The organism is Roseospira navarrensis (assembly GCF_009601025.1).
In the GTDB taxonomy this organism is placed as follows: Bacteria; Pseudomonadota; Alphaproteobacteria; order Rhodospirillales; family Rhodospirillaceae; genus Rhodospira; species Rhodospira navarrensis.
Window position 1 is genome coordinate 1 of sequence record NZ_WIVE01000086.1, and the last position, 13,332, is coordinate 13,332.

Here is a 13,332-nt window from a genome sequence, read left to right on the forward strand (position 1 = left end):
GCGCCTTGCGATCCAAGCTCTTCATGGCCGCGCTCTCCGCCGTGCGATACAACCCCGACCTCAAGGCCTTCTACGAACGGCTTATCGAAAACAAAAAGACACCAAAAGGCGCACTCCTCGCCGTTGCCAGAAAGCTCGTCACCATCGCAAACGCGGTCCTCCGGCCTCAGCCCGAACCCGCCACAAACTGAGTTGATGACATCCTATAATTTTAGTGCGTCATCCCGAGTGAGCGAAGCGAGACGAGGGATCTCGAGAGGCCCGCTCCGACAGCTCGGAACAGGCCGTCATGTTAACCTGGACCCTTTGCCCTGCGCGGGCCGCCGGCGCGCCTTGACATCGGCGGGTGCGCGGCTAAGGTAGGGGCGTCGGCCCGGCCCTGTCCGGGCACGGCCTCTGACCCTTTTCGACAGACGCACCGCCGCCATGATCGCGCCCGCCGCTCCCAGGCTCCACGATGCCGCGTTCGCCCGCATGACGGGCGGGGCCATCCGCGCGACCATGACCGCCCGAACCCCCGTCCGGGGGTAATGCGTCACTCTCGGCCTCGCCCCGGGCGCGCGCTGCTGTCGCCGCGCCCCTCCCGCCCCGGGTCTGGCCGCCGCTCTCCGCCCATTCGATTTCCGTTGCCGCGCGCTATCCGGGGCGCCCGGCGATCCGACTGAAGGTTTGGTTCCATGGTTGCCATCACGCTGCCCGACGGCAGTCAACGTCAGTTCGACGGCCCGGTCTCGGGCCTGGACATCGCCCGCGACATCGGTCCCGGCCTCGCCAAGGCCGCGCTGGCCTGCACGGTGGACGGCGAGATGTGGGACCTGACCCGCCCCATCGAGCGGGACGCCTCGGTGTCCCTCGTCACGGCCAAGGACGAGGCCGGGCTTGAACTGATCCGCCACGACGCCGCGCATGTGATGGCCGAGGCGGTGCAGGAGCTGTACCCCGGCACCCAAGTGACCATCGGGCCGGCGATCGAGACCGGGTTCTATTACGACTTCGCCCGCAACGAGCCCTTCACGCCGGACGATCTGGGGAAGATCGAGGCCCGCATGCGCGACATCGTCGCGCGCGACGAGGCCATCGTGCGCGAGGTCTGGGACCGCGACGAGGCCATCGCCCACTTCCAGGAGATCGGCGAGCAGTACAAGGCCGAGATCATCGCCGACCTGCCGGCGGGCGAGCCCATCACGGTCTACCGTCAGGGCGCGTGGAAGGACCTGTGCCGGGGGCCGCACCTGCCGTCCACGGGCAGGCTGGGCACGGCGTTCAAGCTGACCAAGCTGGCCGGCGCCTACTGGCGCGGCGACGCCCGCAACGCCCAGTTGCAGCGCATCTACGGCACGGCCTGGGCGACGGACAAGCAACTGAAAGAGTACCTCCACATGCTGGAGGAGGCGGAGAAGCGCGACCACCGCCGCCTGGGCCGCGAGATGGGCCTGTTCCACCTGCAGGAGGAGGCGCAGGGCGCCGTCTTCTGGCACCCCAAGGGCTGGACGCTGTACCGCACGGTGCAGACGTACATGCGCCGCCGGCTGGAGGACGCGGGCTACGTGGAGGTCAACACGCCCTCGGTCGTGGACCGCGCGCTGTGGGAACGCTCCGGCCACTGGGCCAAGTTCCGCGAGAACATGTTCACGACCCAGACGGATGACGAGCGGGTCATGGCGCTCAAGCCCATGAACTGCCCGGGGCACGTGCAGATCTTCCGCCAGGGCATCAAGAGCTATCGGGACCTGCCGCTGCGCATGGCCGAGTTCGGCTCGTGCCACCGCAACGAGGCCAGCGGCGCCCTGCACGGCCTGATGCGGGTGCGCGCCTTCGTGCAGGACGACGCGCACATCTTCTGCACCGAGGATCAGATCGTCTCGGAAACGAAGCTGTTCTGCGATCTGCTGAAGAGCGTCTATCGGGATCTCGGCTTCGAGTCGGTGACGGTGAAGTTCTCGGACCGCCCCGAGGTGCGCGCCGGCGCCGACGAGACCTGGGACAAGGCCGAGGAGGCCCTGAAGGCGGCCACGAACGCCGCCGGCCTGGACTGGACGCTGAACCCGGGCGAGGGCGCCTTCTACGGCCCCAAGCTGGAGTTCGTGCTGCGCGACGCCATCGGCCGCGACTGGCAGTGCGGCACGCTGCAGGTGGACTTCGTGCTGCCCGATCGCCTCGACGCCGAGTACGTGGGCGAGGACGGCGCCAAGCACCGGCCGGTCATGCTGCACCGGGCCATTCTGGGCACGTTCGAGCGCTTCCTGGGCATCCTGATCGAGAACACGGCCGGGCGCTTCCCGCTGTGGCTGGCCCCGGTTCAGGCGGTGGTCGCGACGATCACGGGCGAGGCCGACGACTACGTCCGCGAGGTCGCGGCGGCCCTGGGGCGCGCCGGCCTGAAGGTCGAAACGGATCTGCGCAACGAGAAGATCAACTACAAGGTCCGCGAGCACTCCCACGCCAAGATCCCGGTGATCGTCGTGGTCGGCAAGCGCGAGGCCGAGGAGCGCACCGTGGCGCTGCGGCGGCTTGGCGGCTCCAGTCAAGAAGTTCTTGCGCTGGATGACGCACTGAATACACTCAGGATGCAGGCTTTGGCTCCGGATCTGGCGCGGTTGGCGTCGGAGTCCGAAGGGGCCGATCAGCGCGATCAGGTGGCCTGATCCAGGCCCCCGTCGCGCCGTTCACTTCCAGGTTTGACACAACGAAAGAGGCAGTCCCATAGCTAGACCACCCATGACGGCGCCACCGACCCGCGACGGGCCGCGCGTCAACGAAGCGATCCGGGTGCCGCAGGTGCGCCTGATCGACGCAGACGGGGAAAACGTCGGCGTGGTGTCCGCGCGCGATGCCATGCAGCGCGCGATGGATGCCGGGCTTGATCTGGTCGAGATCTCGCCGAACGCGGATCCGCCGGTGTGCAAGATCCTCGACTACGGCAAGTTCAAGTACGAGGCGCAGAAGAAAAAGAACGAAGCCAAGAAGCGTCAGAAGGTCATCGAGGTCAAGGAGATCAAGCTCCGGCCGAATATCGATGAACACGACTACGCTGTGAAGATGAAGAACTGCTACAAGTTCCTGAAGGAGGGCGACAAGGTCAAGGTGACCCTGCGCTTCCGCGGGCGCGAAATGGCGCACCAGGACCTGGGCATGAAAGTGCTGATCCGGGTGCGCGACGACATGGCGGAGCTTGCCAAGGTCGAGCAACTGCCGAAGATGGAGGGCCGCCAGATGATTATGGTGATGGCCCCGAAGTAGGACCGTCGCGTGTTCGCACGACCGTCTCATCGGCAAACGGAAACGGCGGGTGGCCACGGGGCGCCCGCCGTTCGGCGTCTTGTCTTCTCCCGTCCCGGCGTTTAGAAGGCAGGTATGTCGCTGATTCAGACCACCGAGGACCTCTCCGCCTTTCGCGATCGCCTGCGCGGCGCCCGCTTCATCGCCGTGGACACCGAGTTCATGCGCGAGAAGACCTATTGGCCACAGCTCTGCCTCGTGCAGGTGGCCGGCCCCGACGAGGCGTGGTGCATCGACCCCCTGGCCCCGGACATTGACCTGGAGCCGCTGAAGGACCTGATGCGCGACACCAGCGTGCTCAAGGTCTTCCACGCCGCCCGCCAGGACCTGGAAATCTTCCACCAGATGCTGGGCGAGTTGCCCCGCCCCCTGTTCGACACCCAGGTGGCGGCCATGGTCTGCGGGTTCGGCGAGCAGGTGGGCTACGAGACGCTGGCCAACAAGCTGGCCAAGGCGCGCATCGACAAGACCATGCGATTCACCGACTGGTCGCGTCGGCCGCTGTCGCAAAAGCACCTGTCCTATGCCCTGTCGGACGTCACCCATTTGCGGGTCGTCTACGAGAAGCTGGCGATCATGCTGGAGCGCAACGGCCGCGCCGGCTGGCTGGACCAGGAAATGGCGCTGCTGACCAACCCGGCGGCCTATGAGACCGACCCCATGGAGTCGTGGCGGCGGCTGAAGGTGCGCGGCAAGTCCCAGCGCTATCTCGCCGGGGTCATCGAGCTGGCGGCCTGGCGGGAGCGCGAGGCGCAGGCGCGCGACCTGCCGCGGCAGCGCATCCTGCGCGACGAAGCGTTGCTGGATGTGGTGGCGCAGAACCCCGAGACCATCGAGGCGCTGGCGCAGGTGCGGTCCATGTCGCGCGGCATGGCCGAGGGACGGCACGGCCGCGACATCCTTGAGGCGCTGGCGCGGGCCCGCTCGCGCCCGCTCGACAGCCTGCCCCGGCCGCCCGCGCGCGAGGATCTGCCGCAGGGCCTGGGCCCGATCATCGACCTGCTCAAGGTGCTGCTGAAGATGAAGTGCGAGGCCGCCGGCGTCGCGCAGAAGCTGGTGGCCTCGTCCGCCGACCTGGAGCGCATCGCCGCCGACGATCACGCCGGGGTGCCGGCCCTGGACGGCTGGCGCCGGGAGCTGTTCGGCGCGGCCGCCCTGGACCTGAAGCACGGCCGTCTGGCCCTTGCCGTCTCCGAGGACGGCAAGCGGGTCGAGACCCTGGCCGTCGAGGTGGGCGAGGAGACCGAGGACGCCGACGAGACCGAGAGGGTCGGGGCGGACGGTGAGGGCGCGACGACGGACGGCGCCGGCGACGGCCACGCGGCCGCGCGCCCCTGATCCTGGCCGCCCGGTCATAGGCCGGACGGTGTCATACTTGCGGCATGAGGCTTTGCCCGTCAGGACCGGCGCCCCACCAAAAAACGGTTCATCGCGGAAAATCGGGGTCGCGTGGTTTCTTGGCCGCAGCGGCCACCCGAGACAACCCCTCCCCGGCCCTCCCCATTCCATGGGGAGGGAGTCCGTCTGGCGCCTGGTGAACGGGGACTCCTCCCCCATACATGGGGGAGGTTGGGAGGGGGTTCAGGCTCGAAGCGCGACGCCAGTGGGGCCCGTCTGGTCCCCCGGAAATCCGTGATGACCCAAAAAAGAGGGGGTCATCCTGAGGGAGCGGAGCGACCGAAGGATCTCTCGCCGGGGCGTGCTTCTGGCGGCCCGGAGTCCCCCTCCCACCCGAGATCCTTCGCCACTTTCAGCGGCTCAGGATGACGGGAAGGCGGCCGCGAGAGTCGGAGTCACGCACCGCTGATCTTATACCGCATCGCGCCGCCGGTGCCGTCGGACCGGCCGCCCGGCTGAAGACCCAGGCGCGCCCCGCTACCGCCGGCTGTACTTGCCCACCACCAGGTGGAAGCTGACCACTTCGGTGCTGGGCACGTCGAACTCGTGCGGCGGGTTGAACTGTCGCAGGCGCAGGCCGGCCGCATCCATCCGCACGAGTCGTTTGACCAGGGCGCACTGGCCGTCGTGCTGGCGGCGGATGACGAGCACATCCTGACCCGCGAACGGCGGCCGGGTGGGGTGGCACAGGATCATGTCGCCCGGCTCGAACGCGGGGCTCATGCTCTCCCCGATCATGTAGAAACCGAAGCCGCCCTTGACCCCCTCCAGCGGGCCGGGCCGGCGCACCCATTCGATCGGCTCGAAACTCACGATCATTTCCCCGTCCGGTCCGCCCAGGGCCGAGCCGTAGACCGGCAGGTCGCGCGCCCCCACCAGCCCTTCGGTGCGCGGGTGGGCCAGGTCCACGTCGGGCGCGCGCCCGGGCGACTCGGGTGCATCGCGGACCGCCGACGACTCCTCGCCGAACCCCGGCGGCAGATCGGGTTCATTTTGTACCGACGCCGGCCGATCGGGCGCGGGCCCGAACTGCAGCCAGGCCGGCGACACCCCGAATCCGCGCGCGTACCGCTCCAGGATGGGGCCGCGCAGGCCCCGAGTCCCGTTCTCATGGCTCTTGTAGGTGTTCGGATTCCAGCCGAGCGCCAGCGCCGCGTCTGTCGCGGTGGCAAAGCCGGCCTGGCGGCGGGCCCGGCGCAGTCTGTCGGCGGCGGTGTCCATGCCGGACATCGTACCACGGTCCGATCCGTATTTCCACTTGACCGGCGCGGTTCGTTTTGCACCTTTTGGGGAGAACGTACCACGAACAAACGGGCTGCGGATCCAGATGGGCTCGCCGCCCCGCGTTCCCCGCCCGCTCCCCCGTGAGGATCGCCGCTCATGTTCCATGCCGTTTCCGCGCCCGTCGCCGCCCCCGCCCCCGCCCCAAAGGTCTCCGCCGACCTGCCCATGCAGGCCCGCCTGCTGTTTGATCGGCTGCTGCGGGCCGCCGGCACCGGGGCGCCCTGTCCGAGCAACTTCGCATTGATGGACGCGCTCGATCTGGCCAGTCCGGACGGCGTGCGCAAGCACATGGAGGTGCTGCGCCGGGCCGGGCTCATCGCCGTCGAATCGGACGGCCAGCGCCGTCGTGTGACCATCCTGGAGACCGGGGCGCGCACCGACTGGTCCCGCGCCGGCGGTCACGCCCGCGCCGGGGCGGCCTACAGCGACGGCTGGGGCAACGGCTCCGACGCCATCCTGGTGCGCCTGGCCGAAGAGGGCCTGGACCTCGCCACCATCGCCACACGGCTGGGCCGCACGCCCTCCAGCGTGCGGCACCGCCTGCGCCGGCTGAAGGCGGCCGGTCGGGTGGCGGAGGCGTCGGTGGGCGAGGCGTCCGCGCCGGCTGCCCGTCCCCCGGCCGCGCCGGTCCGTCGCCGTGAGCCCGGCCCCATGCGCCGGGATCTGGTGACCAACGATCCCGACCGCCCGGAGCACGAGCGCGACCAGATCGCCGCCTTCCTGGCGGCCGGCAAGGGCCGCAAGGTTCCGCCCGCCTATGCCGGCGAGGTGCGCGGCGGCACGCCCCTGACCGGGCAGGCCCCCATCAGTCCGCTCGCCCGACGGGTGCTGCTGGCGCTGGACGACACCCCGCGCCCGGCGGCCGAGCTGGCCTTCCGCGCCGGGCTGGATCCGCTGCTGATGCCGGAAACGCTGCACGAGTTGGGCCGCGCCGATCTGGCCACGCGCCACGCCGGACGCGGGCCGCGCGCCCCCGGCGGCGCGGCCCCGGCGCGCTTCACCCAGGGCCCGGAGGCCGGGGCCGCGATCCTGGCCATGGGTCTGGAGACGGCCCGCGCGCGCCTCGGCGCAGCGTCCACCGCCCCCGTTCACGCCTGACCAGGAAGGACGCCCCCATGCCGCTTCGTTCCCCGCGCCGGGCCTGGTCCTGGCCCGCCGCCGCCGTCGCCATCGCCGCCCTGCTGGCGCTGGCGGCCGCCGTCGCCACCGGCCGCCTGTCCCTGGCCGATGCGCTCGCTCTCGCCCTGCCCCTGATCGGAGGATGACGCCATGCCCGACCGTATCCGTGTCCGTGTCCCTCTTGCCGCGGCCCTGGTCGCCCTGCCGCTCGTCCTGGGCGGCTGCCTGCCCGCCGCCGTCATTCCCGGCGCGGTCATGGGGGCCGCCGGCCTGTACTGCGCCACCGTGTCCGAGACCGGCAAGACCATGGCCCGCAACGCCCTGACCGGCGGCGCGCCGCTGATCGCCTGCCCGGACAGCGCCGAGCCGGTTCAGGCCGAGCCTCAGGGGCCTCGATAGGCCTCCGTCTCCCGATATGCGAAGATCGCCGGGCGGCCCTCGGCCTTGGCCTGCGCCTCGGTGTAGCGCACGCGGTCGATGCGCCGCCCGGTGTCGTCGTACAGTTCGATCACCCCGGCGCGGGAATTGGCCAGCATCAGGGGGCGGATCGGCTGCACGCGGATCGCCTCGCCCGGGCCCAGCGTGCCGGACAGCCCCAGGCGCGGCCGCCGGGTGTCGCTGAGCTGCCAGCCCGCCAGATCCACGGCGTGGTTGGACAGGTTGATGATCGAGACCCACTCGCCGGCCCGCTCGTCGCCGGCCGGATTGACCAGGGCGGCGGCGAGGAACACGTCCACCTCGTCGTCGGCCAGTTCGGTGCGGTCCGCCCCCGGCCCCAGCACCTCGTGGGCGTCGTCCACCTCCCGCGCTTCCGGGAACTGGGTGTCGGGCAGGCGGGCGATGTCCGGGCGGGTGTCCTCGGCCGGGCGGGTGAAGAACAGCGGGTTGGCCTCCGCCACGATGGCCGGGAACAGCAGGCCCGTGCGGGCCTCGATCTCCGCCACCGTCACCTGATAGCGCTGGTGGTCGTAGCGCGTGCGGCCGCGACGGTCGGCCAGCGCGGCCGTGTCCTGCTCGATGACGAAGGCCCGGACCTCCAGCCCGCCCGCCGTGTTGCGGAAACACAAGACCTTGAAGAACGCCGAGGGCACCGTGGCCACGGGCCGGCCCTCGGGCTCGATGCTGCGCACGAAGGCGTCGTAGATGGGGCCGCTGAAGGAACTGACGCGGCCCTCGGCCACGCCGTCCATGCCCAGCACCCACTCTTCCAGGGCCAGCCATTCGTCCTGGTTGTAGTGGCTGTGTTGCAGGGCGGCGTTGGCGTAATAGAAGGTCTCGTCCGAGGCCCGCCCGGCGGCCGCGTTGGAGTCGCCCCAGGCCGCCGAGGCCCGCCGGGCCAGGTGGCCCCGGTCCCAGGGGTTGTCGCGGTAATAGGCGTTGTCGAGCTGGAAGTCGGCGCCGATTCGGCTGTCGATGCGCCAGCGGTCCGACCGGCTGACAGGGCGCAGCCGCATGCGGTCGATGTTCAGCGCCGCGAACACCGCCGAGCGGCGGTGCGGCTGGCGGTTCATCGCCACGGTATAGTTGACGTAATGCGCGAACACCTCGCGGTCCAGCGTCGGAACCCGCAGCACCAGCCCGTCCAGCGCGGCCGAGAACCCCGGCAGGGGCACCGGCAGGTCCGCGCCCAGGAACTCCGGATCATAGCCTGACATGTCGCGATGCCTCCCCATTGAGACGCCTGCAGGGGCGCCGGCCCATGCCGCATTGGTCCCCAATTTCTTGGACAATCCAACAGGTTCCTCACACCGAAGGCGATGAAAGTTTTTCAACCCACCAACGGCCATGTGGGTTTCCCCGTCATCGTCGAATTAGAAACCGCTAAACCATTGCCTTGACAAGCTGGCGGGTCCTTGAAATCTTGTTTCGTACCTGGACGTTGTCCAGCAACGAACAACCGCCCATGTGGCCTGCGGGCACACGGAAAAGGTGCGGAGCCAAGCATCAAGGAACACGGGGAGACTTCAGGATGACAACACGCGCGAGGGGGTGGGGCGGCACGACGCTGTCGGCCGCCCTGCTGCTGGCCGGGGGGCTTGCTCTGGCGGCGCCCGCCCAGGCGGCGGAGATGGACGTCGAGGTGATGGCCGGCGCCTGCACCTTCTGCCACGGCACCGACGGCAACGGCGTCGGGGCGGCCATTCCGTCCATCTCCGGCCTGCCGGTGGAGCAGTTCGAGTACATGATGACCTCCTACCAGGAGGACGCCAATCCCAGCACGGTGATGGGCCGCATCGCCCGGGGCTATACCGACGACCAGATCACGGCCCTGGCCGAGTACTTCGGCAGCAAGCCGTTCGAACGGTTGCCGCAGCCCTGGATCAACGTGGCCATGATTCCGGAAGGCAAGGAATTGGCCGCCGAGTACTGCGAGTCCTGCCACGAGAACGAAGGGCGAGAGGGCGAGGGTGTGGGCATCCTGGCGGGCCAGAAGCTCTATTACATGGAATTCTCGGTGGACGACTTCCTGAACGAGCACCGCGAGATGGAGCGCCGACAGGCGCGCAAGTTCCGGGACCTGATGGATGCGCAGGGGCGCGAGGGCTTTACGAAGATCCTCAACTACTACGCCAGCGTGAACTGAGGGAGGCGGACATGCAGAGCACCCGTCGCGGATTTCTCCGCGCCACCGCGGCCACCGCCACCCTGCTGGGAACGGTCGGCCTGCCCCACATCGCCCGCGCCGCCGCGCCCAGCTTCGTCGTCATCGGCGGCGGGCCGGGCGGCGCCACCACGGCCAAGTACATCCGGCGCTTCGCCCCGGATGCCCGGGTCACCGTGATCGAGCCGAACGCCACCTACACCACCTGTTTCATGAGCAACGAGGTGATCGGCGGCGACCGGGACATCTCGACCCTGCAGGTGCCCATGTCGGCCATGCGGGCGCACGGCATCACGCTGGTGCAGGACAAGGCCACAGGCATCGACGCGGACGCGAAGACGGTCACCACCCAGGGCGGCGAGACCATCGCGTTCGACCGCTGCATCGTCGCGCCCGGCGTGGACTTCCGCTACGACGCCATCGAGGGCTATTCGGCCGAGGCCGCCGAGGTCATGCCCCACGCCTGGAAGGCCGGGCCGCAGACCACCCTGCTGCGCGCCCAGCTTGAGGCCATGGAGGATGGCGGCACCGTCATCGTGAGCGCCCCGCCGAACCCCTTCCGCTGCCCGCCCGGTCCCTACGAGCGCATCAGCCTGATCGCCAACTACCTGAAGCAGCACAAGCCGAAGTCCAAGATCCTGGTGCTCGACGCCAAGGACAAGTTCTCCAAGCAGGGCCTGTTCGAACAGGCGTGGGAGACGTTCTACGGCTACGGCACCGAGAACAGCATGATCGAGTGGGTGCCCAAGGCGGACGGCGGCACGGTCACCGGGGTGAACCCGGCGACCATGGAGGTCACCGCCGTGGCCGGCACGTTCAAGGGCGATGTGGTCAACATCATCCCGCCCCAGACCGCCGGCGCGATTGCTCATGCGGCCGGGCTGGTCGAGGACGGCTGGTGCCCGGTCAACAAGGGCACGTTCGAGTCGCTGGTGGTCGAGGGCGTCCATGTGCTGGGCGATTCGTCGGTGGCCGCGTCCATGCCCAAGTCCGGCTCCAGCGCCAACTCCCAGGGCAAGGCGGCGGCCGCTGGTGCCCTCGCGCTGGCCATGGGCCAGGAACCCCCGGTGCCGCATCTGGCCAACGCCTGCTATTCCATCGGCGGGCCGGACCACGGCTTCTCGGTGGCGGCCGTGTACGCCTATGACGACTTCGAAAACGCCCTGAAGCCCGTCGAAGGCTCCGGCGGCGTCTCGCCCATGGATGCCGGGCCGGAGTCGCGCCGGCGCGAGATGTTCTACGCCCACAGCTGGTTCGAGAACATCAAGGCCGACATCTGGGGATAAACGGCGGTCATGCGACGTGGAAGGACGGGCGGACACCGGACGGGTCCGCCCGTCTCTCCATCGGCCGATCTTCATTCATTCCATTAGATTTTGTTGATAGACTGCGGGCGTGCGCTCCGGCCCGATTCGCGACCCGCTGCAGGAGGTCCAATGTCCCGGCCCGATCCCTCCTCCAAGCCCCCTCGGCGGGGTCTGTTCCGCCGGTTGTGGCGCAATCCCTTCGCGTCGGTCACCAGCACGGTGATCTTCGTGCTCGGCACCCTGGTGGTGCTCGGCGGGGCTTACGGCGGCTTCAACGTCTTTGCCGCCGCGACCAACACCACCGCGTTCTGCATCTCCTGCCACGAGATGGAAGTCGGCCCCTACGCCGAGTACAAGACGTCCATCCACTACGCCAACCGCACCGGCATCCGCGTCGAATGCGCCGACTGCCACGTGCCGGAGCCGTTCTTTCCCAAGGTGATGGCCAAGATCATCGCCTCCAAGGACGTCTATCATCATCTGCTCGGCACCATCGACACGCCCGAGAAGTTCGAGGCCCGTCGTCTGGAGATGGCCGAGCGCGTCTGGGCCAAGATGGAGGCCACCGAGTCGCGCGAGTGCAAATCGTGCCATGCCTTCGACTCCATGGACCTGCGCGAGCAGGGCCGGCGCGCCGAGATCAAGCATCCCGACGCCATGACCGAAGGGCGGCACTGCATCGAGTGTCACAAGGGGATCGTCCACGACCTGCCCGAGGGGTACGACGGGTGAGACGCACGGCACGCATGACCCGCCTCGCCCTGGCTGCCGCCGCGCTGGCGGGGCTGGGCACGATCCTGGCGCCGGCCCTGTCCACGATGGCGGCCGAGGTCGAGTCCGCCATCGCGCGCGGCGGGCGCCTGTACGACGACTGGCGCACCGAACTGGACCTGCACGCGCGCCACATCTCCCACCTGCCGCGCCCGGACGTGTCGGGGGCGGCCGCCACCGGCGCCGGGCTGTGCGTCTCCTGCCACGGCTGGGACTACCAGGGTGTGCCCTGGGCCGAGGGCGGGCCGCTGACCGGCATGATCGGGGCCGACCCCGGCGACGTGGTCGCCGTGCTCACGGACGAGACCCACGGCTACGGCACCTACATGGACGAAACGGATCTGGGCGATCTGGCCCTGTTCGTCTCGCGCGGACAGATGGACATGACGCAGTGGATCGACCTGTCGTCGGGCCGGGCGAAGGGTGATCCGGATGCCGGCGGGGTGTTCTTCCAGTCCATCTGCTCGGGCTGCCACGGGTCGGAGGGCATGGACGTCACCGACATGCCGCCGCTGGGCCCCTTCAGCCGCGCCGAGCCCTGGCACGCCCTGCACATCATGATGAACGGCCACCCCAACGGCAGCATGCCGCCGCTGCGGGTGCTGGATCCCGCGGATCTGGCCGATACCCTGGCCTATATGCAGGCCCTGCCCGCGCGGCCGCTGATCGCCGCCATCGTGCGCGGCGGGCGGCTGTACGACACCTGGTCGGTGGAGGCCGGCCGTGCGGTACCCGAGGGCTGGCACCCGGCCTGGCCGGAGGACCGGCGCGCGGAGGCGGAGTCCGCCGGCGGGGCCGCGCTGGAGCGCGCCCAGGCGCACAGTTGGCGGTGTGCCTCGTGTCATGGCTGGGATTACCGGGGCCGCGACGGCGTGGCCATCGGCGGGGCGCCGCCGCCCTTTGCGGGCATCCACGGCATGGACGGGGCGCCGCCGGAGGACATCATGGCCGTCCTGACCGACGAGACCCATGGGTTCGGCCGCCTGCTCAGCCGCCGCGACCTGATGGATCTTGCGACCTTCGTCAGCCGGGGGCAGATCGACATGGCGCCCTGGATCCATCCGGACACCGGCCATGTCCTGGCCGATGCGGCGGCCTATGAAGGGCACTACCAGACCATCTGCGCCACCTGCCACGGGTCGGACGGCCGCGCGGTGCGGACCATGCCGCCGGTGGGGCGCGCCGTGACGGGCACCCCCAAGCACGCCCTGCACAGCGTGTTCAACGGCCACCCCGGCGAGGACATGCCGCCCGTGCGCGCCATGGGGATCGAGACGGCGGCCGGCATCTTGTCCTTCGCCGAGACGCTGCCGACCCGGAAACGCTAGGGTCATCGCGGAATCCCGGTGGACCAGACGTCCTCCTCTGGCGTCGCGCCTCGAGCCTGAACCCCCTCCCGACCTCCCCCATGAATGGGGGAGGAGTCCCGGTCCATGCAGCGCCGACCGGACTCCCTCCCCATGGAATGGGGAGGGTGGGGGAGGGGTTATATCGGGGTACAGACCGGCTACCTAGGTAACAGAATAGACCGGCAACATGGGTAACAGGTCCACTGGCTGGCGAGGAGGGCTC

At 69.6% G+C, this 13,332-nt stretch carries 12 protein-coding genes and 1 pseudogene; 11 read left to right on the forward strand and 2 right to left on the reverse strand.

Going from position 1 to position 13,332, the window contains the following annotated elements:
- The 4 genes and pseudogenes from GHC57_RS17350 to rnd all read left to right on the forward strand — a co-directional run.
- Window positions 1–191 (forward strand): annotated as a pseudogene (locus GHC57_RS17350) (IS110-like element ISEc32 family transposase); the annotation flags it as partial.
- A 486-nt stretch (window positions 192–677) separates the two neighbouring features.
- Window positions 678–2,645 (forward strand): threonine--tRNA ligase, encoded by a 1,968-nt coding sequence (thrS, locus tag GHC57_RS17355; protein ID WP_153346600.1) that lies wholly within the window; start codon window positions 678–680, stop codon window positions 2,643–2,645.
- A 73-nt stretch (window positions 2,646–2,718) separates the two neighbouring features.
- Complete coding sequence (gene infC, locus GHC57_RS17360; protein WP_153346602.1) at window positions 2,719–3,240, forward strand: translation initiation factor IF-3; 522 nt, start codon at window positions 2,719–2,721, stop codon at window positions 3,238–3,240.
- 114 nt (window positions 3,241–3,354) lie between these two features.
- Window positions 3,355–4,617, forward strand: a complete 1,263-nt coding sequence (gene rnd / locus GHC57_RS17365; protein ID WP_153346605.1) for a ribonuclease D — start codon at window positions 3,355–3,357, stop codon at window positions 4,615–4,617.
- A gap of 537 nt (window positions 4,618–5,154) precedes the next feature.
- Here rnd and GHC57_RS17370 read toward each other — a convergent pair.
- On the reverse strand, window positions 5,155–5,898 hold the full coding sequence (locus tag GHC57_RS17370) for a LexA family transcriptional regulator (RefSeq protein ID WP_170294947.1): 744 nt from the start codon (window positions 5,896–5,898) through the stop codon (window positions 5,155–5,157).
- Between the two features lie 159 nt (window positions 5,899–6,057).
- Here GHC57_RS17370 and GHC57_RS17375 point away from each other — a divergent pair, with 159 nt between their 5' ends.
- Genes GHC57_RS17375 through GHC57_RS17385 form a run of 3 tightly spaced genes read left to right on the forward strand, consistent with a single transcriptional unit; the run spans window position 6,058 to window position 7,479 of the window.
- Window positions 6,058–7,059, forward strand: a complete 1,002-nt coding sequence (locus GHC57_RS17375; protein ID WP_153346609.1) for an ArsR family transcriptional regulator — start codon at window positions 6,058–6,060, stop codon at window positions 7,057–7,059.
- A gap of 17 nt (window positions 7,060–7,076) precedes the next feature.
- Window positions 7,077–7,226: a hypothetical protein gene (locus GHC57_RS17380; RefSeq protein ID WP_153346611.1), complete on the forward strand. Its 150-nt coding sequence runs from the start codon at window positions 7,077–7,079 to the stop codon at window positions 7,224–7,226.
- A 4-nt stretch (window positions 7,227–7,230) separates the two neighbouring features.
- Entirely contained in the window at window positions 7,231–7,479 is a 249-nt protein-coding gene (locus tag GHC57_RS17385) for a hypothetical protein (RefSeq protein WP_153346613.1), read from the forward strand.
- Here the strand turns inward: GHC57_RS17385 and GHC57_RS17390 are convergent.
- Complete coding sequence (locus tag GHC57_RS17390; RefSeq protein ID WP_153346615.1) at window positions 7,464–8,735, reverse strand: DNA/RNA non-specific endonuclease; 1,272 nt, start codon at window positions 8,733–8,735, stop codon at window positions 7,464–7,466. The genes GHC57_RS17385 and GHC57_RS17390 overlap by 16 nt on opposite strands.
- Window positions 8,736–9,049: 314 nt before the next feature.
- Here GHC57_RS17390 and GHC57_RS17395 point away from each other — a divergent pair, with 314 nt between their 5' ends.
- The 4 genes from GHC57_RS17395 to GHC57_RS17410 all read left to right on the forward strand — a co-directional run bounded on the left by GHC57_RS17395 (window position 9,050) and on the right by GHC57_RS17410 (window position 13,088).
- Window positions 9,050–9,664, forward strand: coding sequence for a c-type cytochrome (locus GHC57_RS17395; protein WP_153346617.1), 615 nt, complete (start codon window positions 9,050–9,052; stop codon window positions 9,662–9,664).
- 11 nt (window positions 9,665–9,675) lie between these two features.
- Entirely contained in the window at window positions 9,676–10,968 is a 1,293-nt protein-coding gene (locus GHC57_RS17400; RefSeq protein WP_153346619.1) for an NAD(P)/FAD-dependent oxidoreductase, read from the forward strand.
- A 150-nt stretch (window positions 10,969–11,118) separates the two neighbouring features.
- Window positions 11,119–11,721 (forward strand): NapC/NirT family cytochrome c, encoded by a 603-nt coding sequence (locus GHC57_RS17405; protein WP_153346621.1) that lies wholly within the window; start codon window positions 11,119–11,121, stop codon window positions 11,719–11,721.
- A 14-nt stretch (window positions 11,722–11,735) separates the two neighbouring features.
- The gene (locus GHC57_RS17410) at window positions 11,736–13,088 is read left to right on the forward strand and encodes a c-type cytochrome (RefSeq protein ID WP_153346623.1); all 1,353 of its coding nucleotides are present in this window, start codon (window positions 11,736–11,738) and stop codon (window positions 13,086–13,088) included.
- Window positions 13,089–13,332: the final 244 nt, after the last annotated feature.

Excerpts from the sequence above, each read along its gene's own strand:
- thrS (WP_153346600.1), top strand. The coding sequence starts at position 678 with ATGGTTGCCATCACGCTGCCCGACGGCAGTCAACGTCAGTTCGACGGC.
- infC (WP_153346602.1), top strand. The coding sequence starts at position 2,719 with ATGACGGCGCCACCGACCCGCGACGGGCCGCGCGTCAACGAAGCGATC.
- rnd (WP_153346605.1), top strand. The coding sequence starts at position 3,355 with ATGTCGCTGATTCAGACCACCGAGGACCTCTCCGCCTTTCGCGATCGC.
- GHC57_RS17370 (WP_170294947.1), bottom strand. The coding sequence starts at position 5,898 with ATGGACACCGCCGCCGACAGACTGCGCCGGGCCCGCCGCCAGGCCGGC.
- GHC57_RS17375 (WP_153346609.1), top strand. The coding sequence starts at position 6,058 with ATGTTCCATGCCGTTTCCGCGCCCGTCGCCGCCCCCGCCCCCGCCCCA.
- GHC57_RS17380 (WP_153346611.1), top strand. The coding sequence starts at position 7,077 with ATGCCGCTTCGTTCCCCGCGCCGGGCCTGGTCCTGGCCCGCCGCCGCC.
- GHC57_RS17385 (WP_153346613.1), top strand. The coding sequence starts at position 7,231 with ATGCCCGACCGTATCCGTGTCCGTGTCCCTCTTGCCGCGGCCCTGGTC.
- GHC57_RS17390 (WP_153346615.1), bottom strand. The coding sequence starts at position 8,735 with ATGTCAGGCTATGATCCGGAGTTCCTGGGCGCGGACCTGCCGGTGCCC.
- GHC57_RS17395 (WP_153346617.1), top strand. The coding sequence starts at position 9,050 with ATGACAACACGCGCGAGGGGGTGGGGCGGCACGACGCTGTCGGCCGCC.
- GHC57_RS17400 (WP_153346619.1), top strand. The coding sequence starts at position 9,676 with ATGCAGAGCACCCGTCGCGGATTTCTCCGCGCCACCGCGGCCACCGCC.
- GHC57_RS17405 (WP_153346621.1), top strand. The coding sequence starts at position 11,119 with ATGTCCCGGCCCGATCCCTCCTCCAAGCCCCCTCGGCGGGGTCTGTTC.
- GHC57_RS17410 (WP_153346623.1), top strand. The coding sequence starts at position 11,736 with ATGACCCGCCTCGCCCTGGCTGCCGCCGCGCTGGCGGGGCTGGGCACG.